This is a genomic window from Pseudoalteromonas sp. MB47, from assembly GCF_011319765.1.
GTDB lineage: Bacteria > Pseudomonadota > Gammaproteobacteria > Enterobacterales > Alteromonadaceae > Pseudoalteromonas > Pseudoalteromonas simplex.
The window spans coordinates 504988-523224 of record NZ_VFBD01000031.1; the positions used below are offsets into that span (position 1 = coordinate 504988).

The 18237-nt window shown below is 42.3% G+C and carries 20 protein-coding genes, 3 rRNA genes and 1 riboswitch; of the genes, 5 read left to right on the plus strand and 18 right to left on the minus strand.

Annotation, left to right across the window (positions count from 1 at the left end; all coding sequences use genetic code 11):
• The first annotated feature begins 16 nt into the window (after window positions 1–16).
• Together rpiA and serA are read left to right on the plus strand one after the other, a co-directional pair.
• Window positions 17–670: a ribose-5-phosphate isomerase RpiA gene (rpiA, locus tag IMPJCBKJ_RS20540; RefSeq protein ID WP_166341861.1), complete on the plus strand. Its 654-nt coding sequence runs from the start codon at window positions 17–19 to the stop codon at window positions 668–670.
• Window positions 671–684: 14 nt separating this feature from the next.
• Complete coding sequence (gene serA / locus IMPJCBKJ_RS20545) at window positions 685–1914, plus strand: phosphoglycerate dehydrogenase (protein WP_054554254.1); 1230 nt, start codon at window positions 685–687, stop codon at window positions 1912–1914.
• Between the two features lie 269 nt (window positions 1915–2183).
• On the opposite strand, the gene IMPJCBKJ_RS20550 is transcribed toward serA, so the two are convergent.
• Window positions 2184–2477 (minus strand): HigA family addiction module antitoxin, encoded by a 294-nt coding sequence (locus IMPJCBKJ_RS20550; RefSeq protein ID WP_138618087.1) that lies wholly within the window; start codon window positions 2475–2477, stop codon window positions 2184–2186.
• On the minus strand, window positions 2477–2755 hold the full coding sequence (locus IMPJCBKJ_RS20555; protein WP_054554252.1) for a type II toxin-antitoxin system RelE/ParE family toxin: 279 nt from the start codon (window positions 2753–2755) through the stop codon (window positions 2477–2479). Before IMPJCBKJ_RS20555 ends, IMPJCBKJ_RS20550 begins: the two co-directional genes overlap by 1 nt.
• Before the next feature lie 312 nt (window positions 2756–3067).
• Between IMPJCBKJ_RS20555 and IMPJCBKJ_RS20560 the strand changes: the two genes are divergently transcribed.
• Window positions 3068–3862: a DUF3800 domain-containing protein gene (locus tag IMPJCBKJ_RS20560; RefSeq protein WP_054554251.1), complete on the plus strand. Its 795-nt coding sequence runs from the start codon at window positions 3068–3070 to the stop codon at window positions 3860–3862.
• 91 nt (window positions 3863–3953) lie between these two features.
• On the opposite strand, the gene IMPJCBKJ_RS20565 is transcribed toward IMPJCBKJ_RS20560, so the two are convergent.
• Both IMPJCBKJ_RS20565 and yaaA read right to left on the minus strand, forming a co-directional pair.
• Window positions 3954–4889 carry a mechanosensitive ion channel family protein gene (locus IMPJCBKJ_RS20565; RefSeq protein ID WP_054554250.1) on the minus strand — a complete coding sequence of 312 codons (936 nt, stop codon included), beginning with the start codon at window positions 4887–4889 and terminating at the stop codon, window positions 3954–3956.
• 117 nt (window positions 4890–5006) lie between these two features.
• Window positions 5007–5786 carry a peroxide stress protein YaaA gene (gene yaaA, locus IMPJCBKJ_RS20570; protein WP_054554249.1) on the minus strand — a complete coding sequence of 260 codons (780 nt, stop codon included), beginning with the start codon at window positions 5784–5786 and terminating at the stop codon, window positions 5007–5009.
• Between the two features lie 222 nt (window positions 5787–6008).
• On the opposite strand from yaaA, the gene tal reads away from it, so the two are divergent.
• Both tal and IMPJCBKJ_RS20580 read left to right on the plus strand, forming a co-directional pair.
• The gene (gene tal, locus IMPJCBKJ_RS20575) at window positions 6009–6959 is read left to right on the plus strand and encodes a transaldolase (protein ID WP_166341863.1); all 951 of its coding nucleotides are present in this window, start codon (window positions 6009–6011) and stop codon (window positions 6957–6959) included.
• A gap of 186 nt (window positions 6960–7145) precedes the next feature.
• Window positions 7146–7334 carry a DUF3545 family protein gene (locus tag IMPJCBKJ_RS20580; protein WP_054554247.1) on the plus strand — a complete coding sequence of 63 codons (189 nt, stop codon included), beginning with the start codon at window positions 7146–7148 and terminating at the stop codon, window positions 7332–7334.
• Here the strand turns inward: IMPJCBKJ_RS20580 and ung are convergent, their stop codons facing one another.
• The 14 genes from ung to IMPJCBKJ_RS20650 form a co-directional block, all read right to left on the minus strand.
• Window positions 7335–8027 (minus strand): uracil-DNA glycosylase, encoded by a 693-nt coding sequence (gene ung, locus IMPJCBKJ_RS20585; RefSeq protein ID WP_138618093.1) that lies wholly within the window; start codon window positions 8025–8027, stop codon window positions 7335–7337. It abuts the gene before it with no gap.
• The gene (locus tag IMPJCBKJ_RS20590; RefSeq protein WP_166341865.1) at window positions 8024–8881 is read right to left on the minus strand and encodes a cobalamin-binding protein; all 858 of its coding nucleotides are present in this window, start codon (window positions 8879–8881) and stop codon (window positions 8024–8026) included. The genes ung and IMPJCBKJ_RS20590 overlap by 4 nt, the downstream gene beginning before the upstream one ends.
• 1 nt (window position 8882) lies before the next feature.
• Entirely contained in the window at window positions 8883–9482 is a 600-nt protein-coding gene (gene cobO / locus IMPJCBKJ_RS20595; protein ID WP_138618095.1) for a cob(I)yrinic acid a,c-diamide adenosyltransferase, read from the minus strand.
• A gap of 9 nt (window positions 9483–9491) precedes the next feature.
• Window positions 9492–10976, minus strand: coding sequence for a cobyric acid synthase (locus tag IMPJCBKJ_RS20600; RefSeq protein WP_166341891.1), 1485 nt, complete (start codon window positions 10974–10976; stop codon window positions 9492–9494).
• Window positions 10976–11503, minus strand: coding sequence for a bifunctional adenosylcobinamide kinase/adenosylcobinamide-phosphate guanylyltransferase (cobU, locus tag IMPJCBKJ_RS20605; protein ID WP_054554242.1), 528 nt, complete (start codon window positions 11501–11503; stop codon window positions 10976–10978). Before cobU ends, IMPJCBKJ_RS20600 begins: the two co-directional genes overlap by 1 nt.
• A complete protein-coding gene (locus IMPJCBKJ_RS20610; RefSeq protein WP_240921067.1) occupies window positions 11500–12354 on the minus strand; it encodes an adenosylcobinamide-GDP ribazoletransferase in 855 nt (284 codons plus the stop codon). Before IMPJCBKJ_RS20610 ends, cobU begins: the two co-directional genes overlap by 4 nt.
• Window positions 12308–13369 (minus strand): nicotinate-nucleotide--dimethylbenzimidazole phosphoribosyltransferase, encoded by a 1062-nt coding sequence (cobT, locus tag IMPJCBKJ_RS20615; RefSeq protein WP_166341867.1) that lies wholly within the window; start codon window positions 13367–13369, stop codon window positions 12308–12310. The genes IMPJCBKJ_RS20610 and cobT overlap by 47 nt, the downstream gene beginning before the upstream one ends.
• Window positions 13370–13372: 3 nt before the next feature.
• The gene (locus IMPJCBKJ_RS20620) at window positions 13373–14362 is read right to left on the minus strand and encodes an iron ABC transporter permease (protein ID WP_166341869.1); all 990 of its coding nucleotides are present in this window, start codon (window positions 14360–14362) and stop codon (window positions 13373–13375) included.
• A complete protein-coding gene (locus tag IMPJCBKJ_RS20625; protein WP_166341871.1) occupies window positions 14355–15185 on the minus strand; it encodes an ABC transporter ATP-binding protein in 831 nt (276 codons plus the stop codon). The genes IMPJCBKJ_RS20620 and IMPJCBKJ_RS20625 overlap by 8 nt, the downstream gene beginning before the upstream one ends.
• 80 nt (window positions 15186–15265) lie before the next feature.
• Window positions 15266–15404, minus strand: a riboswitch (cobalamin riboswitch).
• Window positions 15405–15416: 12 nt separating this feature from the next.
• Window positions 15417–16034, minus strand: a complete 618-nt coding sequence (locus tag IMPJCBKJ_RS20630) for a histidine phosphatase family protein (RefSeq protein ID WP_166341873.1) — start codon at window positions 16032–16034, stop codon at window positions 15417–15419.
• A gap of 84 nt (window positions 16035–16118) precedes the next feature.
• Window positions 16119–16547, minus strand: coding sequence for an FKBP-type peptidyl-prolyl cis-trans isomerase (locus tag IMPJCBKJ_RS20635; RefSeq protein ID WP_062566688.1), 429 nt, complete (start codon window positions 16545–16547; stop codon window positions 16119–16121).
• A 560-nt stretch (window positions 16548–17107) separates the two neighbouring features.
• Window positions 17108–17222, minus strand: a 5S ribosomal RNA gene (rrf, locus tag IMPJCBKJ_RS20640).
• 155 nt (window positions 17223–17377) lie between these two features.
• Window positions 17378–17492, minus strand: a 5S ribosomal RNA gene (rrf, locus tag IMPJCBKJ_RS20645).
• Between the two features lie 125 nt (window positions 17493–17617).
• A 23S ribosomal RNA gene (locus tag IMPJCBKJ_RS20650) occupies window positions 17618–18237 on the minus strand; the annotation flags it as partial.

Sequence of the window (18237 nt, forward strand, 5' to 3'; positions counted from 1 at the left end):
AACTGAGCACATAATTATGACGCAAGATGAATTAAAAAAAGCCGCTGCCTGGGCAGCTCTAGAGTTTGTAAATGAAAATACCATTGTTGGTGTAGGTACAGGCTCTACAGTGAATCACTTTATTGATGCACTTGATACAGTAAAAAACACCATTACTGGTGCGGTTTCAAGCTCTGAGGCTTCAACTGAAAAGTTAAAAGCACTGGGTATTGAAGTATTCGAACTAAACGATGTATCAAGCCTTGATGTGTATGTTGATGGCGCAGACGAAATCAACCCACACAATGAGATGATCAAAGGCGGTGGTGCAGCGCTGACACGCGAGAAAATCGTTTCAGCGGTAGCAAAACAATTTGTTTGTATTGTTGATGAATCTAAAGAAGTTACAACATTAGGCGCATTTCCACTGCCGGTTGAAGTGATCCCAATGGCACGCAGCTATGTAGCTCGTGAACTAGTAAAACTAGGCGGTGACCCTGTTTACCGTGAGGGTGTTGTAACAGATAACGGTAACGTCATATTAGACGTGCACAATTTAGATATCAGCAACGCCAAAGAATTAGAACTAACAATCAACCAGATTGTTGGTGTAGTAACAAACGGCTTATTTGCCCATCGCGGCGCAGATAAAGTCATTATCGGCACCAAAAACGGGCCGCAAATAAAGTAAATAGGAATGAGGATATGAGTAAGGTATCGTTAGCAAAAGACAAAATTAAAATTCTCTTGCTGGAAGGCGTGCACCAAAGTGCTGTAGAAACGCTTAAGCGTAATGGCTACAGTAATATTGATTACGTAAAAACATCCTTACCTGAAGACGAGCTCATTGAGCGCATTAAAGATGTGCACTTTGTAGGCCTTCGTTCTCGCACTCATATTAATGAAGCGGTATTAGAAGCAGCTGAAAAGCTAGTCGCAATCGGCTGCTTCTGTATCGGTACTAACCAAGTAGACCTGCAAGGTGCTCGTGAGCGTGGTATTGCGGTATTTAACGCACCATTCTCAAACACCCGCTCTGTTGCAGAATTAGTGCTTGGTGAAATCTTATTATTACTTCGTGGTATTCCAGAACGTAATGCCCTAGCGCACCGCGGAGGTTGGTTAAAATCAGCCAACGGCTCATTTGAAGCTCGTGGTAAAACCTTAGGTATTATTGGTTACGGCCACATTGGTACACAGCTAGGTATCATGGCTGAAAATATCGGCATGAACGTTGAGTTTTACGATATCGAAGACAAGCTAACACTGGGTAATGCAACGCAAGTTCATAACCTAACTCAGTTACTACAACGTGCTGACGTTATTAGCTTACACGTACCAGAAACACCACAAACGAAGAACCTAATTGGTATGGCAGAGCTTGAAGTAATGAAGCAAGGCGCCATCTTGATCAATGCTTCTCGCGGCACTGTTGTTGATATTGATGCTCTAGCAGAATCACTTCGTGATAAAAAGCTGAGCGGCGCAGCAATCGACGTGTTCCCTGTAGAACCAAAATCAAATGATGAAGAGTTCGTATCACCGCTACGCGAGTTCGATAACGTGATTTTGACTCCGCATATTGGTGGTTCAACTCAAGAAGCACAAGAAAATATCGGTATTGAAGTAGCGGGCAAACTTGCTAAGTACTCAGATAATGGTTCAACCATTACGGCGGTTAACTTCCCTGAAGTATCACTGCCTGAACTTGCAAACCGCAGCCGCTTATTACACGTACACCACAACCGCCCAGGTGTTCTAACGCAAATTAACCAAGCGTTTGCACAGCACGGCATTAATATCGCAGCTCAATACTTACAAACTGATGAATCAATTGGTTACGTAGTAATTGATGTAGATACAGACCAATCTGAAGTCGCTCTTAAAGAGCTAAGTGCAGTTGAAGGGACTATCAGAGCACGTATTCTTCACTAATCGTTGGTATACCGAATAAATAAAAAAGCGCAACCAGTTAAACTGCTTGCGCTTTTTTTTGTAGGACAAAACTTTAAGGTAGGTTGGTTTGAGCGCAGCGAAACCCAACACGGGAACCCAGCTTTAAACCGTAAATTTCAAGCTCTAAGCCATAAATAGCTTACCGTAGGCGTGAAATTTATTTTGCGCGATGGCTTATTTCTTATAAATAACACACAAGAAATTTCAGGAGAACAGCCAAAGTAGCAGCAAGCTTGTGATTATTCTCATTACGCTACTGCAAAACTAATAGGGTGTACCTTGGTTAGGTTAACATTTTGCTTAGCTTGCCAAAGATCATAATTATCCTGCATCGATAGCCAACTTTCAGGGCTTCTACCCAAAGCCTTAGATAATCTTAATGCCATTTCAGGAGTAATTGAGCTCTGCCCCTTAAGGACTCTGTTAAGAGTTGAAGGTGAGACATCCAATTGTTTCGCGACAAATCTACAGCTGTAACCGAAAGGCTCCATATATACATCGGAAATAAATTCACCCGGATGCGGTGGATTATGCATAGTCATTAGTGATAATCCTCGTAGTTTAATATGTAGGCGTTACCATCTTTAAATTCAAATGTTACTCGCCAATTACCATTTACAGTTATTGACCAAACACCATCACGATTGCCTTTTAATGGATGCAACTTAAACCCAGGTAAATCGATATCTTCAATAATCGAAGCGGTATCTATCGCGGCTAGTTGCATTCTCAAACGGCGCTCGTGTTTGGCTTGAATCCCTGCTTTGCTTCCAGTCTCGAAGAACTTTTTCAAGCCTTTATGTTTGAATGTCTTGATCATTGCTAAAGTGTAGCGTGCTGCGCAACAGGTGTCTACTTTAATTATAATCCCCTCGCTTAGGGGAATAATCGTGGACTAAAACTTGAAGCGGAGCAAAAACCACCGCATTAATTAAAAGCTTTAAGCCGTAAATTTTAAGCGCTAAGTCAGATACGGCTCACCGTAGGCGTAAAATTCATTTCGCGCGAACATCAGCTACGAAGATAACTTTCCGGTAGTAATTCCTTAGTTAATTTGTTAAAAATGTTTTTATTATTCATTTGTACAATTTATAAACAACCAAATTATTGAGAGTCAAAAGGAATTTGAGTCATGGATGAAATATTTGCATTTGCCGATGAAAGTGGAACCTCAAAAGGATGTCCCTGCTACACGATAGGTATAATTGCCATTCCCAAGCACTACTTCGCTGAGTTCAATCAAAAAATTTCTGACATTTACGATAAAAGTGGTCTACAAGGTGAAATAAAATGGGAAAAAGTTAGGAAAAGTGCTGGTCAGATAAATTTATGTATAGATATACTGAGATTCATATTAACCAGTCCTGTTTCATTTCATGCTATAGCAGTATATAAGCAACCATATAGAAAGTGGCATAGCAATGAGGAGACAGCTTTTTACACGACTTATGATTTCCTCATCCGTGAGAGTAGCCGTTCGAAAAATGCAAAAATAACTGTTTTTGCAGATCAAAAATCTAGCTCTTATTCAAAACAAAATGAAGTAATGCAGATAGTAACAAATCATATGTTAGCGAAGCTGCCAACATCTTCAAAAGTACATCATGTTGCAATGGAAGATTCTAAATATCACTGGGGCTTACAAACAGTAGACATATTAACTGGCGCAGTTAACAGTAGTTATCAATTGTTTTTTAATCCTTCGGCACAAATGCAGCTAGCTAAGAAAATAGCTATAAGTAAAATGGCAAGTATTCTAGGTTGGGATTCTCTTGCATACGATACAATGCCGAACAATGACTTTAATATTTGGCATTTCCCTCCGGAAACGAGAGCTATACCTGCAACAAAGCAAGTTATACCAAACTTTTCAATAGCTAATATAAGTAGAGAGGAGTTTGAGTATTATATGAGAAATAACAAATAACTTTACTTTAATTACTAATCACTTTCTTTGCGAATGAACTCCACCTCAAACACACTTCCCTGTGTAAATCACGCCGATGAGTCAGTAAATTTTACTTATCGGTTTGCGGTGCCTCAGCGTCTTTATCTTGCTGTTTTTCGCTTATCATGGCATTTAATTTCTCGCCGCCTTTGATGCCAAAATCTAACGTGCGGATTGGGAATGGGATGGTCATATCAGCTTCGCTTAGGGCGTTTCTAACTGCCACAACAGCCTTGTGACGAACGGTCATGAAATCTGCTTCGCCGGGGTATTTAATCCAAAACCAAACTAGTAAGTTAACGCTGCTATCGCCAAAGCTTTCGGCATAAACGGCGGTTTCTTCTTGTTTAATCACAAAATCAAACTCATTGATTTTTTTAACAATCACCTCAGCGGCTTGCTCGGGGTCATCGGCATACGAAATACCTACTGGTACCTCGATACGACGCACACCTAAGGTGCTGTAGTTACTGAGTATATTTCTAAATAGAATCTTGTTAGGCACTAAGATAAGTTGCCCATAAAAGTTCTCAATGAGGGTGTTTCTAAGGTTAATCGCCTTAACGGTACCAAACACGCTTTCGGTGCGAATCACATCACCCGTTTTGAATGGTTTGCGAATACCCATGGCAATACCCGCTATAAGGTTCTCTGTCATGTCCTGAAAGGCAAAACCAATAGCGAGGCCTACGATACCCGCACCAGCTAGTAATGAGGTGACCGTGCCTCTGAGGCCCAAGAAATCAAGGGCTACAAATAAGCCTACACATAATACGATGACTTTTACTATCGATGACATTAAATCTGCTATTTGTGAAGACTCTAACGAACGGCGTAATAGCTTTCTAAGCATTGAACCAACGATACGTGCCAGCAGTGAAAACACGATAGTAATGATTACTGCAACAATAAAGTTAGGGATATGGCTTATGATGATATCAACCCAGCCACCGAGCTTTTCTTCTATAAGCTTTTCGGCTTCACCGACAGTTGGTATTTTTAACATGCGACTACCTGATACATTAAGAAACATAACTGCTGTTTTGCAAAATAAGCGCCAGTTTCATACAAGCACAAAAAAGCCGTGCTTAGCACGGCTGTTTTAATTCATTTTACTAAAAGTTTAGTTCTGCTCTTCCCGTAAGAAAACAGGCTCTAATTCTTTTGCCGTAGCATCGCTGCTAAAGTAATAACCTGCAACGGTGAAATCTTTTAAATCACTTAATTGGGTGATTTTATTTTCAATGATGTAACGTGCCATCATGCCGCGGGCTTTTTTCGCATAAAAGCTGATCACTTTATATTGGCCGTTTTTACAGTCTTTAAAATGTGGAGTGATGATTTGTGCATTTAATGCTTTTTTATCAACCGCTTTAAAATACTCATTCGAAGCAAGGTTTACCAAGTATTTGCTATCTTGCTCAACAAGCACTGTATTTAGCTTTTCGGCGATAACACTGCCCCAAAACTCATATAAGTTTTTACCGCGTGGGTTTTCTAACTTAGTACCCATTTCAAGGCGGTAAGCTTGCATTAAATCTAATGGTTTAAGCACACCATAAAGACCAGACAAAATACGTAAGTGCGACTGTGCGTAATCAAAATCAGCATCGCTTAGAGTTTGCGCATCTAAGCCACCGTATACATCACCATTAAAGGCTAGCACGGCTTGTTTTGCATTGTCTTGCGTAAATGGCTGTGACCACTCGGCGAAACGTGCCGCATTCAAACCAGCTAGTTTATCGCTGATTTTCATTAGGCTACCAATTTGCGCTGGTGTTAAATCACGGCAAACTGACATTAACTCTTCGCTGTGCTCGAGTAATTCAGGTTGAGTGAATTTATCGGTCGTGGCTGGTGTTTCGTAATCTAAATTTTTTGCAGGTGAAATAACAGTGATCATACTTAGCTATTGACTTGTAATTTGTTTGATGTCAATTTCAACATTAATTGAATCAAAATGCACGTTTTGTTTCGTCCTGCCTTTATCCGCTGTTCTTTTCATACATAATGTTCTAGTTTTCTGTATTAAGGACATTTGACCTATTAAACACTGTCATAGTGTTGCAGCATAAAGGCCGCTATAATGGATTTTCTTTTAACTTGCTTGGAATGAGGAAAGCAAATGACTTCAGCACTACAAAGGCTTAAACAGCATTCATCTATTGTTGCAGATACAGGTGATATTGAAGCTATCAAAAAACACCAACCAGAAGATGCAACAACAAACCCATCTCTACTTTTAAAAGCCAGTGAAATTGAAGCGTATAAGCCTTATTTAGATAAAGCGTGGCAATATGCCAAAGAAACCGAGCAAGATGCAGCTAAACAGCTTGAGTTAGCATGTGATTACTTTGCTGTATTAATTGGTAAAGAAATTAGCGAAATCGTACCTGGTTATATCTCTACAGAAGTAGACGCACGTTTATCATTTGATACTCAAGCGACTATCGACAAAGCCCACACTTTACTGAGCCTTTACGAAAAAGAAGGTGTTAGCAAAGATAAAATCCTAATCAAAGTTGCATCAACTTGGGAAGGTATCAAAGCCGCTGAGCAGCTTGAAAAAGAAGGTACTAAGTGTAACTTAACGCTGTTATTCTCTGAAGCACAAGCACGCGCATGTGCCGATGCAAATGTATTCTTAATTTCACCATTCGTTGGCCGTATCTTAGACTGGCACGTTGCTAACGGTATGGAAAAGCCAACTGATCCGCTAAACGATCCAGGTGTGCAATCTGTACGTAGCATTTACGAATTCTACAAACGCCACGATTACAAAACGGTTGTTATGGGCGCAAGCTTCCGTAACACAGGCGAGATCATCGCACTGACTGGATGTGATAAGTTAACGATTAGCCCTGCTCTTTTAGAAGAGTTAGGCCAATTAACGGATGCACAAGAGTACCTACTAGAGAACGACTTTACTGTTGAAGAAAAACCAGCACCACTAACTGAAGGCCAATTCCGCTGGTTACATAACCAAGATGCTATGGCAACAGAAAAACTTGCTGAGGGTATTCGTTCTTTTGCTCAAGCACAGCTTGAATTAGAAGCACGCTTTAAAGCAATGTAATTTAAATTACAGTATTTTTTAAAACGCCACCGCTAGGTGGCGTTTTTGTTTCTAAAAAACCACCTTCTTTGATCTATTCATCTATCAATCACAGTTCTGTAACAGTATTGTCACTTTTTTATTCTATTTTTGAGCAGCCTGTGGTATAGGTATTTCCGAGGTTCAAAAAATCAATAGGAGAAGTTCATGGATAGCCTAGACGATATTTTAGAAATATTAGAAGGTCCTAGTACAACAAAAAAGACCTCTACAAAAAATAAAAAGAGAAAATGGCGCGAAATCGAAGCGTTGAAAGACAAGCATAGACTTCGCAAAGAACTACAGGAGTTAGACTATTTCACAGACAGCGTTGAGCTTGATGAATTAGACTTTTAATTAAAGGCCCGTAAGGGCCTTTTGCATTTGCGGCAACGACCAATTTACTGGTGCTTTATTTTGATCAGTAAGCAGCTGGTTTGTCTTTGAAAAATGCTGACAACCAAAAAAGCCACGATGTGCAGAAAGCGGTGATGGATGCGGGCCTTGGATCACATGATGACGCGAGGTATCAATGTGTTTACCTTTTTTCTGAGCATGTGCGCCCCATAACACAAACACCACACCGTCACAGTGCTGATTGATAAGCGCAATTACTGCATCAGTAAACTTTTCCCAGCCAAGATGCTTATGAGAATGAGCTTGCCCTTGCTCAACCGTTAATACTGTGTTGAGTAAGAACACGCCTTGTTCGGCCCAGCTTTGCAAATAGCCATGATGAGGTATCTCAAAACCTTCTATATCAGTAGCCAACTCTTTATACATATTTTTCAAAGACGGGGGCAGCTTTTTAACTTCTGGTAATACCGAAAAGCACAAACCATGGGCTTGCCCTTCTCCGTGGTAAGGATCTTGCCCTAAAATAACCACCTTAACTTCATTCAAAGGGGTAGCATCAAAAGCTGAGAATACCTGTTCGTCTTTGGGATAAACGGTAACGCCTGCTGCGCGTCTATCGGCCACATATTGTAAGGTTTCTTGCATGTAGGGCTTAGCAAGCTCAGTATCTAGAAATGTTTGCCAATCGTTCATTTTGAAGCCTGTATTTGCTGACGAGAAACGTCTATTTTACCACACATGTCGGTCAAACCATCAAGCATACGGATTGTAAAACGGTGCAATAAGTCTGCGTTTACACTAATAAACTGGTTATGTTGCACTGCTGGCAATTCAGGCCATTGTCGCCAATCAATTTTAGGCTGAGGCTTTTTTGATTTTTCATCTGGAATAATCACGACCTCTGGATTGGCAACCAATACATTTTCAATACTAATGCGCGGGTAGTCTGTATCACTATTAGCAAACACATTATCCGCATGACAAATAGTTAATAGCTGATTGATCCAAGTATTTCCGCCAACTGTCATCATTGGCTCAGGCCATAATTGATAAAACACCGACACTTTCGGTTTTCCTTCTTGCGCTCTGCGAATAGCATTGAGTTTAGTTTCAAACTGTTTGGCTACTTTATTTGCCTTGGTTTGCAAATGCGTAAGCGTGCCTAGTTTACGTAGTTCATCTGCCACATTATCAACCTGATTTGGATTGCTGTACGCTACCGGAATACCTAACTTTTCAATGTAAGCGAGATCTTCGGCTTTGTTACCCGTTTTCCAAGCCAGAACTAGGTCTGGTTTTAACGACAACAGTTTTTCCATGTTAATCCCGTAATAGCCACCTACCCGTTCGATCTCATTCGCTTGCTGAGGAAAGTCTGCATAGTCAACAGTACCCACAATGCGCTCTCCAGCACCAATCGCAAACAGGTTTTCAACGATATGTGGGGCTAAGGCAACAATACGTTGAGGCTCTTTTATTTCATTAGCCTGAGCCAATGTTGGTAAATAAAATAAAACACTTACGAGTGCAAACTTAATGGTTCTCATGTTAATAATCGAACCCTTTTTGTGCTTTTATTCCTGCATCAAAAGCGTGTTTTACGTTTCTGACTTCACTGACTGTATCAGCTAAGTCGGTTAGTTTTCGGTGCGCACCACGACCTGTAATAATCACCGATTGCATAGCAGGGCGAGAGCTAACTGCCTCCAGCACGTCGTCTAAATCAATATAGCCGTAGGTGATCATATAGGTTATTTCATCTAGCATAACGAGGTTAATTGACTCATCCTTCAGCATTCTTTTTGCTTCTTGCCATGTCACTTGCGCAGCAACGGTATCTGACTCTTTGTTTTGTGTTTCCCAAGTAAAACCGGTGTTCATAATAACAAATTCAACCCCCGCTTTTTCGAGTAGGTTACGTTCACCGCACTCCCATGTGCCTTTAATAAACTGACATACAGCTGCTTTCATTCCGTGACCTACCGCACGTGCAACAGTACCAAACCCAGAAGTCGATTTCCCTTTACCGTTGCCAGTTATAACCTGAAAAATACCCTGCTCTTTTTGTGCAGCAGCAATCCGTTCGTCGACTTTTTCTTTTACTTTTTGCTGGCGTTGTTGGTGCTTATCTTGATTCTGTTCGCTCATTGTTGTTCCTTATGTCTCTAAATTGAAGTTCTCATAAATATTGATGATTTGTTCAATATCGAGATTCTCTGCTACTACACTAGCTAAACGGTTTAACTGCTGTTCACGGTTTAAGTTAATATCAATCGGCTTAATTTGGCTATTTGGTGCAAGCCAAGTTATTAGCTCAGATACGCCTTCAGGGGTATCGAACAAGCCATGTAAGTAAGTACCTGCTACTTGGTTATCATCACTAATAAAACCATCTACTTTGAATCCACTTGGGTGTTCATTAAAACTCAAAAATGGCTTTTCAAGTGCCGGCCCTTGACTAATCCCGGCGTGAATTTCATAACCAGATATTGCTTTATCGCTATTGTTTAAATGAAGAGTACCAGAGACTTGGCTTAGTACTTTTTGTTGCCCTAATTGCGTTTCAAAGTCAGCAAGCCCAAGCCCTGCTGCGCTGCCTAAATTAGATTCCACAGCATGTGGATCAGTAAGGTAGTTGCCTAGCATCTGCAGCCCACCACATACTCCCAGCACTTTACCGCCATAGCGTAGATGACGTGTTATTTGTTTATGCCAGCCTTCATTTTTTAAAAACGCTAAATCACCGAGTACATTTTTACTGCCCGGAATAATAATCAGGTCAACACTTGGAATAGCCTGGGTATGACGTACATACTGTAAATCAATTTCTGGTTGTAATCGCAGTGCATCGAAGTCTGTGTGATTACTAATATGAGGAAGTAGCAACACGGCTATGCGTAATTGCGGTTTATCTACCTGATTAGTTATAGCAACGGCATCTTCTGCATCGAGTGCTAAGTCATGTAAATAAGGTAACACCCCAAGCACTGGCTTATTGGTGTATTGCTCTAACCAATCAAGGCCTCCTTGCAATAACGCAATATCACCACGAAAACGGTTAATCACAAAGCCTTTAACGCGCGCTTGCTCCGACTCAGACAACAAGGCTAACGTTCCGACTAAATGAGCAAACACGCCCCCTTTATCGATATCGGCAATGATGATCACCGGGCAATCAACCGCCTCAGCGTAACCCATATTAGCAATGTCGTTTTCGCGCAGGTTAATTTCTGCTGGGCTCCCTGCACCTTCAACAACCAGTAATTCAAAACGTTCACTTAAACGCTGCTGCGAAGTAAGAACTGCATCCATCGCCACTTTTTTGTAGTCGTGATAACTGCCCGCTTCCATATTCGAAAGCGCTTTGCCATGGACGATTACCTGCGCTCCGGTATCGCTATTAGGTTTTAATAAGATAGGGTTAAAATCGACTTCTGCGGGGACTTTTGCCGCTACTGCTTGCAAAGCTTGTGCGCGACCTATTTCGCCACCATCTTCGGTTACGGCGCTATTTAACGCCATATTTTGTGGCTTAAAAGGCGCAACCTTAATGCCTCGATTAGCAAAGATCCGGCAAAGTGCTGCTACAAGAGTACTTTTACCTGCATCTGAGGTCGTGCCTTGCACCATTAATGTTTTCATCATTGTTCTCTTTTTAAGGTTTGTGCAAGACCTGCAATCACAAACTCAACACGTGCAACTTGCTGTGCTAAGGCTTGATGTAACCAACCTGAATGATCAACAAACTGACGGCTTAATTCACCGAGCGGCACAATACCATGACCCACTTCATTGCTGACAAAAATCACCTCACCCGGCAATTGCGATAGCACATCGAGTAAGGCCGCTTTTTGCTCAAGCCAAAATGCTTCACCCTGCTGGCATAAGCAATTACTCAACCATAGGGTTAAACAGTCCACTAAAATACAGTTTTCAGCATGGCTATATTGTTGTAGTGCTTTAGCCAAATACAAAGGCTCTTCGACAAGCTGCCAATGCTTAGCGCGCTCTGCTTGATGCCTATTAATTCGGGCTGTCATTTCTTCATCACCCGCATTTGCTGTGGCAATATAGATAAGCGGCTTGTTTGAATCTGTTGCCAGCTGCTCAGCAAAACGGCTTTTACCGCTGCGAGCACCGCCTAAAATTAAAGTATGTTGTTGGCTCATAATAAACTCACCAAGCAAAGGTAAGTAACAAGCTCAGATACTTGCTGGGCTGCCCCTAAGCAATCGCCGGTGTAGCCAGATAACTGTTTTTCAAACCAGCGCTTTAATAGTAAGCGAGTAACACAAAGCACACTGATGAGTATTAATAATTGCCCTAGAGTGAAGCCAAAAAACAACCATGCAATTGCTAACACCGCACCGCCAGTTGCTAGCAGTATTTGATAACTCTGCGTGCTTAAATGCATCGCAATGGGTTTTACTTTAGATGTGGCGTCCTGACTTACATAGTCCATGTCTGCAATTAAACTTGTTGCTACAACCCGACTTAAGCTTTGCCCTAAAACAAGTGCAATAATCACAGTACTGGTTACTTCACTAAGTGCGACGAGTGTTTGGTACTTAATTAATAAGGCCATCACAAGCGCCGCAGCACCATAGGTACCTAAGCGACTATCTTTCATAATGCTCAGCTTATCTGCTACTTGCCAACCACCACCAAAGCCATCCCAGACATCTGCAAGGCCATCTTCATGGAATGCCCCTGTGATTATCAAGCTAAACGCCATAACTAACGCGACTGCAATGGCTGCAGGGAATAACCAACTTAGCAGTAAAAAGATCAGCGCTAAAAGTACACCTAATATTACACCGACCAATGCAAAATAGCGGCTGGCCTGATTGAGTGCCTGACTCGATACTGCAAAGTTTAATTTAACGGGTATCCGCGTTAAAAAACTAAGCGCCAGTAAAAATAGTTGAAGCTGACTTGGGGTAGAGTCAGAAGTGTATTGTTCAGCGCTCATATCAGACAACTTGCTCAACATTGGCATCGGCAAAACTTGCCATGTCATTGTAAAATGCCAAAGATGCTTGCAGTAAAGGTAAGGCAAGCGCAGCCCCGGTGCCCTCTCCTAAACGTAAATCAAGCTGCAATAAAGGCGATGCGTGCAAGGCATTGAGCATTGCTTTATGCCCTTGCTCATCTGAGGCATGAGCAAATAACATATAATCGCGAGCGTTTGCATTAATGCGAGTTGCAACAAGCGCTGCTGCAGTGCAAATAAAGCCATCCACGATCACCGCCATACCAAGTTCCGCAGCAGCTAAAATGGCACCGGTGATCTGAACAATTTCAAAACCACCTAATGCCGCAAGTGTCATTAGTGGGTCATCAAAGTGAGCTTGATGTAATTGAAGGGCTTGCTCAACAACTTTAATTTTTTTAGCTATAACCTCGTCGCTCACACCTGTGCCTTTACCAACACATTGGCTGGCAGGTAAAGACAAAATGGCAGCCATTAATGCCGCAGCACTTGTGGTATTGCCAATGCCCATCTCACCAAAGGCGATGGTATTGCAGCCTTGCTCATAGAGTGAATGAACTCGCTGCTTGGCTAATGCAAACCCTTTTTTAACCTGATTAAGAGACATAGCCATTTCAGTATTCAGTGGTGCAGTGATGTCACCTAAACGCTGGTTATGCACACTTTTATCGTGTGAAGTATTGAGAGTTCCTGCATCCACAACTTCCAGCTGCCAGCCCAACTGACGACAAAACACGTTAATAGCTGCGCCTCCTGCTGCAAAGTTTGCCACCATTTGTGATGTAACGCTGCTAGGAGCAATTGACACGCCTTGGTTTGCCACACCATGATCGCCTGCAAATACAACTAGAGAAGGGTTTGAAATAACCGGTTTAAAGGCAACTAGCGCCTGCTCACTATCAAGCTGCTTTGAAAAAATTAGCGTTAATTGTTTGGCACAACTTTCAAGCTGACCTAAAGCGCCTAGCGGCTTTGTTTTAAGGTCTATTTTTTGTTGAATTACAGCTGAAAATTGCTGATCAATAGGCATGATATTAAACATTCGCTACCTGCTCTGTTTACGAAAATAAAGTAAGAATAAAAAGAACACACTACCGATAGCGGCTGTGATCACACCAACAGGTAGTTCTTGGTTGTTCAAAAGGGTTCGGCATAACACATCGACCCACACCATAAAAATACCACCGACCAAGGATGTCATAACTAAGTTATGGCTGCTGCCTTGCGGCGAAAAGTAGCGCACAATATGTGGGATCATCAGGCCGACAAAACCAACGCCTCCACACATAGCAACAAGCACCGCTGTGATCAATGAACTTAACAGCAGCATCATGATCCGAAAGCGTTGCACATGAATCCCCAAAGTCGCAGCACTTTCATCACCGAGCAGCATTGCATTTAGCTGACGACGAAATGCAATCATCAGCGTCATACAGGCAATAATAACGGCAAATGGCAGCCAAAGAGTGCCCCACTGGGCACGAGAAAAACTGCCCATCGTCCAAAACAAGATAGCGGTGATGGCTTGTGGATCGCTAAAATAAAGCAGCAGACTAGTCAGAGCACTAAATAAGAAAGATAAAGCAACACCAGCGAGTAACATGGCTTCAACTTGGCCAACATGGCGACGCCCTGCAATAGCAATAAGCAACAGCATAGAAAGTAAGCTTCCGGCAAATGCTGCAACTGACATACTAAAGCCAAAACTCACACCGGTTAGGGCTATAAAGCACACCACACCAAATGAAGCCCCAGAAGAAATACCAAACAAGTAAGGGTCAGCAAGCGGGTTTCGGGTTACGGTCTGCAAAATTAATCCTGCAAGAGCCAGCCCAGAACCTGCTAAAAATGCCAGCATTGTTCTGGGCATACGTAACTGCCAAATAATACGCTGCACAAATTCATCGCTACCTTGGCTAAACAAACCATTAAAAACATCACTCAGTGGCGTATTTGCAGCACCAAAGCTCAATGCTAAAAAACAACTAATAAGCCCTACGACAACACAGATACTTAAACGCATTGCATCAGTCATGTTGATGCTCCTGTGTCTGATAGCCATAAAAATAAGTGATGTGCGGAATAAACTTATCAGTACTTGATTGCGGGTGAGCAGATACCGCTGCGCAGACACCAAATACATCACTCAACAGCTGCTCAGTAAGTACCGCTTTTGGTTGCCCCTGACAAACCAAGCACCCCTCATCAATCACGATGAGTTCATCACACAAACTTGCTGCGAGATTTAAGTCATGAAACGAGGCAAGCACAGTCACATCGAGGGACTTTGCTAACTCCATTATTTGAATTTGATATTTAACATCAAGGTGGCTGGTAGGCTCATCCATGATGAGCAACTTAGGTTGTTGTACGATAGAGCGTGCAATAAGCGCTCTTTGCTTTTCGCCACCTGAGAGCGAATCAAATGCTTGCTCACTATGATGAGACAAACCAACCTGCTCTATAGCTTGATATATTCGCTGCTTATCATTGGCAGACGTGCCGCTGAAAAGTCGCTTATGAGGTGTTAAGCCTAAACTCACTACATCGAACAAAGACAAATTAAACTGCGATGGAGACTCTTGTAAAACCACTGCAACCTGCTTTGCATATTCATCAGCACTGATTTGCCAGATATCTTGACCGCTCAGCAAAACAACCCCTTGCTGAGGTTTCAAGTAACGATAAAGGCAACGCAGCAAGCTTGATTTACCCGCACCATTAGGGCCGAGTAGACCGATAAACTGCCCTGCTTTTAACTCAAGGTTAATTGATTTAAGTATAGTTTTATTCGCAGTACCCCAACTTAAATCAGACACTGATATTAATGGCGCAGCGCTAAGGCTATTTTGTTGCAAGCTTATTCTCTCTTGGCGAGTAATTGCAACGCACAAGAAAGCACTGGTAAGTACCAGAAAATGACGTGAGTTGACCCGCTCGATGATTAATTGTTAGTGCTAAGTATCTGGCTGACCATTATTTAGATGGATTACAGTTGCGGGAACAGCTGGAGAATTTCACTCCATTCCATAGCATATGAGTATTATGGCGGGCTAAGTAAATAATTCAATGAATATCGCTCTAGATGGCTAAAAAACAATTTTGGGCCAAGCCTGTCCTTGTTCATCTATATATACATCGAGTGTAATAAGCCCCGCATAAGGAAGGTGAAAAACATTTAAATGCGTGGCTGATTGTTTTGGCATCTGACAAACAATAGCGAGGATTTGTTTAATCACACCTGCATGACTTATTACCAATGACTGTTCATGCCTGGATTCACATAGTGATTGTAAAAATGTTTGCCACCATGCCTCTACCCGGGCGTAAAAGTCTGCCATAGATTCACCATTTGGTACGTTTACTTGCCAAGGGTGTTGCCAAAAATCACCAATATGAGGCTTACTTGTTTGCTGCCAAAGTTGTTGGTAGTCTTGGCCATCCCAATCACCAAAATTAAACTCTTTCAGCGCGTTATAATACTGTACATGCAGTGAGTGCTGATTTGCTAAATAATCAGCTTGGACTGAGCAACGCTTTAGTGGTGAGCTATATATGGCATTTAAATTTATGAGCTCAGCAGAGGCTTGGCGCATTTGCTTATGACCAAGCTCTGATAAATCGACATCGATTTGCCCAGAAAGAATTCCAGGCGTAGCTATTTCGCCATGGCGAAGAAAGTAAACTCGTGAAGTAAATGCGGCCATAATGTTCCTCAGTAAACTAATAGTGAACGTTAACGCGTTTTAAATACTCTGTCGACTTATGCTAAGGCTGTTATACTCAGAGAGTTAAGCTAAACGCATTAAACGAACATCAAAATGCAGCACTGCATTTGCGCCAATTTTGCCACCGTTACCTTTTTTACCCCAAGCAAGCTCTGGAGGGATCACAAATTCATAACGAGAGCCAATATTCATTAATAGCAAACCTTCTCTTAACCCTTCTATAGCTTCAGATAAAGCGAACACCTCAGGCATACCCGCTTTATAACTGTCGGCAATCACATTGCCATCAGCAAGCATAATACGTTGATTAATAACCACTGTATCAAACTCTGTTACTCGCTCCCCTTCAACTTCATCAATCACTTTATACATTAAGCCCGACGGACATAGATGTGTATCTGGATGCGATGAGAACTTAGCAATAAATGCTTCACTATTTTTACGATTTAAACCTGAAGAACCTTTTGACTTGGTCGTTTTCTTACGAGACACAGCAAACCTTAATTGTATTACAAATATAAAACACTTTATCGCATAACAAGGTAGGGGAAGCAAGTTTGCGAGAGTAAAGTTGCAAGTTAGAAAGGGAAAAGTTTGAGGATCTGGCGTAGGTTGGGTAGAGCACAGCGAAACCCAACACAGAGCTATCAGCTTTCAGCCGTCAGCGATCAGCCGCGCGGTGTGGGTATTTGGGGCAGAGTCTCTTTAAGTAATAAAATCTTGTAGGAGGCACTTCAGTGCCGAAATAATAAAACAAAAATATTCATTGCTGAAGCCATTCTTACGCCAGACTTGACCTTGAAATTTAAACTTTATCCTTGCTAACTAGCAACTCGCTAACTCGTGTTGGGTTTCGCTACGCTCTACCCAACCTACCTGGAGAATGAACAGAGTGAATGCTGAGGGAGTCTCGGTACTAAACAACCACACAGTTCAACTGACATCTAACCTCTGATATCTCTGTATTTCAGCTGACGTCTAACGGCTGAAAGCTGACAGCTCCCAGACGCAAAAAAGCCCGATTCTTTCGAATCGGGCTTTCTTTAATAGGATCCTGGCGATGACCTACTTTCACATAGCAGCTGCTACACTATCATCGGCGCTGTTTCGTTTCACTACTGAGTTCGGCATGGGGTCAGGTGGGTCCAAAACGCTATTGTCACCAAGAAAATTCTTTTCAATTTTCTTATTATTTTATTTATAGTCTTTCGACTTAATTTAAAGTCTTGCGACTGAATTTGGAGCCTGGATATGACCAAGTGCCTACAGCGGTAGAGAGACACATAGCAGCTGCTATGAGAAACCTAACACTTTAATTTGGAGCCTGGCGATGACCTACTTTCACATAGCAGCTGCTACACTATCATCGGCGCTGTTTCGTTTCACTACTGAGTTCGGCATGGGGTCAGGTGGGTCCAAAACGCTATTGTCACCAAGCAAATTTGGTTTAATTCGCTCTTTTGAGCAAATTAATAAATCTGGAATTCTGATATCAAGTAATTGTCTACTTTAGTTTCTTAACTTCTGTCTGTTACGCTGTCATAAAACGCGTTTGGCGTTGTATGGTTAAGCCTCACGGGTAATTAGTACAGGTTAGCTTAATGGCTCACACCACTTCCACATCCTGCCTATCAACGTTGTAGTCTTCAACGGCCCTTCAGAGACTTTAAAAGTCTAGTGAGAACTCATCTCGAGGCCTGCTTCGCGCTTAGATGCTTTCAGCGCTTATCAGTTCCGAACGTAGCTACCGGGCAGTGCCATTGGCATGACAACCCGAACACCAGCGGTTCGTTCACTCCGGTCCTCTCGTACTAGGAGCAACCCCTCTCAATTCTCAAACGCCCACGGCAGATAGGGACCGAACTGTCTCACGACGTTCTAAACCCAGCTCGCGTACCACTTTAAATGGCGAACAGCCATACCCTTGGGACCGACTTCAGCCCCAGGATGTGATGAGCCGACATCGAGGTGCCAAACACCGCCGTCGATATGAACTCTTGGGCGGTATCAGCCTGTTATCCCCGGAGTACCTTTTATCCGTTGAGCGATGGCCCTTCCATTCAGAACCACCGGATCACTATGACCTACTTTCGTACCTGCTCGACGTGTCTGTCTCGCAGTTAAGCTGGCTTCTACCATTACACTAACCGTACGATGTCCGACCGTACTTAGCCAACCTTCG

What these genes read in the sequence shown, in the direction of transcription:
- cobT (WP_166341867.1), bottom strand. Translation starts at nt 13,369, where the DNA reads ATGTTTAATATCATGCCTATTGATCAGCAATTTTCAGCTGTAATTCAA.
- ung (WP_138618093.1), bottom strand. Translation starts at nt 8,027, where the DNA reads ATGAACGATTGGCAAACATTTCTAGATACTGAGCTTGCTAAGCCCTAC.
- IMPJCBKJ_RS20560 (WP_054554251.1), top strand. Translation starts at nt 3,068, where the DNA reads ATGGATGAAATATTTGCATTTGCCGATGAAAGTGGAACCTCAAAAGGA.
- cobU (WP_054554242.1), bottom strand. Translation starts at nt 11,503, where the DNA reads ATGAGCCAACAACATACTTTAATTTTAGGCGGTGCTCGCAGCGGTAAA.
- IMPJCBKJ_RS20620 (WP_166341869.1), bottom strand. Translation starts at nt 14,362, where the DNA reads ATGACTGATGCAATGCGTTTAAGTATCTGTGTTGTCGTAGGGCTTATT.
- IMPJCBKJ_RS20580 (WP_054554247.1), top strand. Translation starts at nt 7,146, where the DNA reads ATGGATAGCCTAGACGATATTTTAGAAATATTAGAAGGTCCTAGTACA.
- yaaA (WP_054554249.1), bottom strand. Translation starts at nt 5,786, where the DNA reads ATGATCACTGTTATTTCACCTGCAAAAAATTTAGATTACGAAACACCA.
- IMPJCBKJ_RS20565 (WP_054554250.1), bottom strand. Translation starts at nt 4,889, where the DNA reads ATGTTAAAAATACCAACTGTCGGTGAAGCCGAAAAGCTTATAGAAGAA.
- IMPJCBKJ_RS20555 (WP_054554252.1), bottom strand. Translation starts at nt 2,755, where the DNA reads ATGATCAAGACATTCAAACATAAAGGCTTGAAAAAGTTCTTCGAGACT.
- IMPJCBKJ_RS20600 (WP_166341891.1), bottom strand. Translation starts at nt 10,976, where the DNA reads ATGAAAACATTAATGGTGCAAGGCACGACCTCAGATGCAGGTAAAAGT.
- IMPJCBKJ_RS20550 (WP_138618087.1), bottom strand. Translation starts at nt 2,477, where the DNA reads ATGACTATGCATAATCCACCGCATCCGGGTGAATTTATTTCCGATGTA.
- serA (WP_054554254.1), top strand. Translation starts at nt 685, where the DNA reads ATGAGTAAGGTATCGTTAGCAAAAGACAAAATTAAAATTCTCTTGCTG.
- rpiA (WP_166341861.1), top strand. Translation starts at nt 17, where the DNA reads ATGACGCAAGATGAATTAAAAAAAGCCGCTGCCTGGGCAGCTCTAGAG.
- cobO (WP_138618095.1), bottom strand. Translation starts at nt 9,482, where the DNA reads ATGAGCGAACAGAATCAAGATAAGCACCAACAACGCCAGCAAAAAGTA.
- IMPJCBKJ_RS20630 (WP_166341873.1), bottom strand. Translation starts at nt 16,034, where the DNA reads ATGGCCGCATTTACTTCACGAGTTTACTTTCTTCGCCATGGCGAAATA.
- tal (WP_166341863.1), top strand. Translation starts at nt 6,009, where the DNA reads ATGACTTCAGCACTACAAAGGCTTAAACAGCATTCATCTATTGTTGCA.
- IMPJCBKJ_RS20590 (WP_166341865.1), bottom strand. Translation starts at nt 8,881, where the DNA reads ATGAGAACCATTAAGTTTGCACTCGTAAGTGTTTTATTTTATTTACCA.
- IMPJCBKJ_RS20610 (WP_240921067.1), bottom strand. Translation starts at nt 12,354, where the DNA reads ATGACATGGCAAGTTTTGCCGATGCCAATGTTGAGCAAGTTGTCTGAT.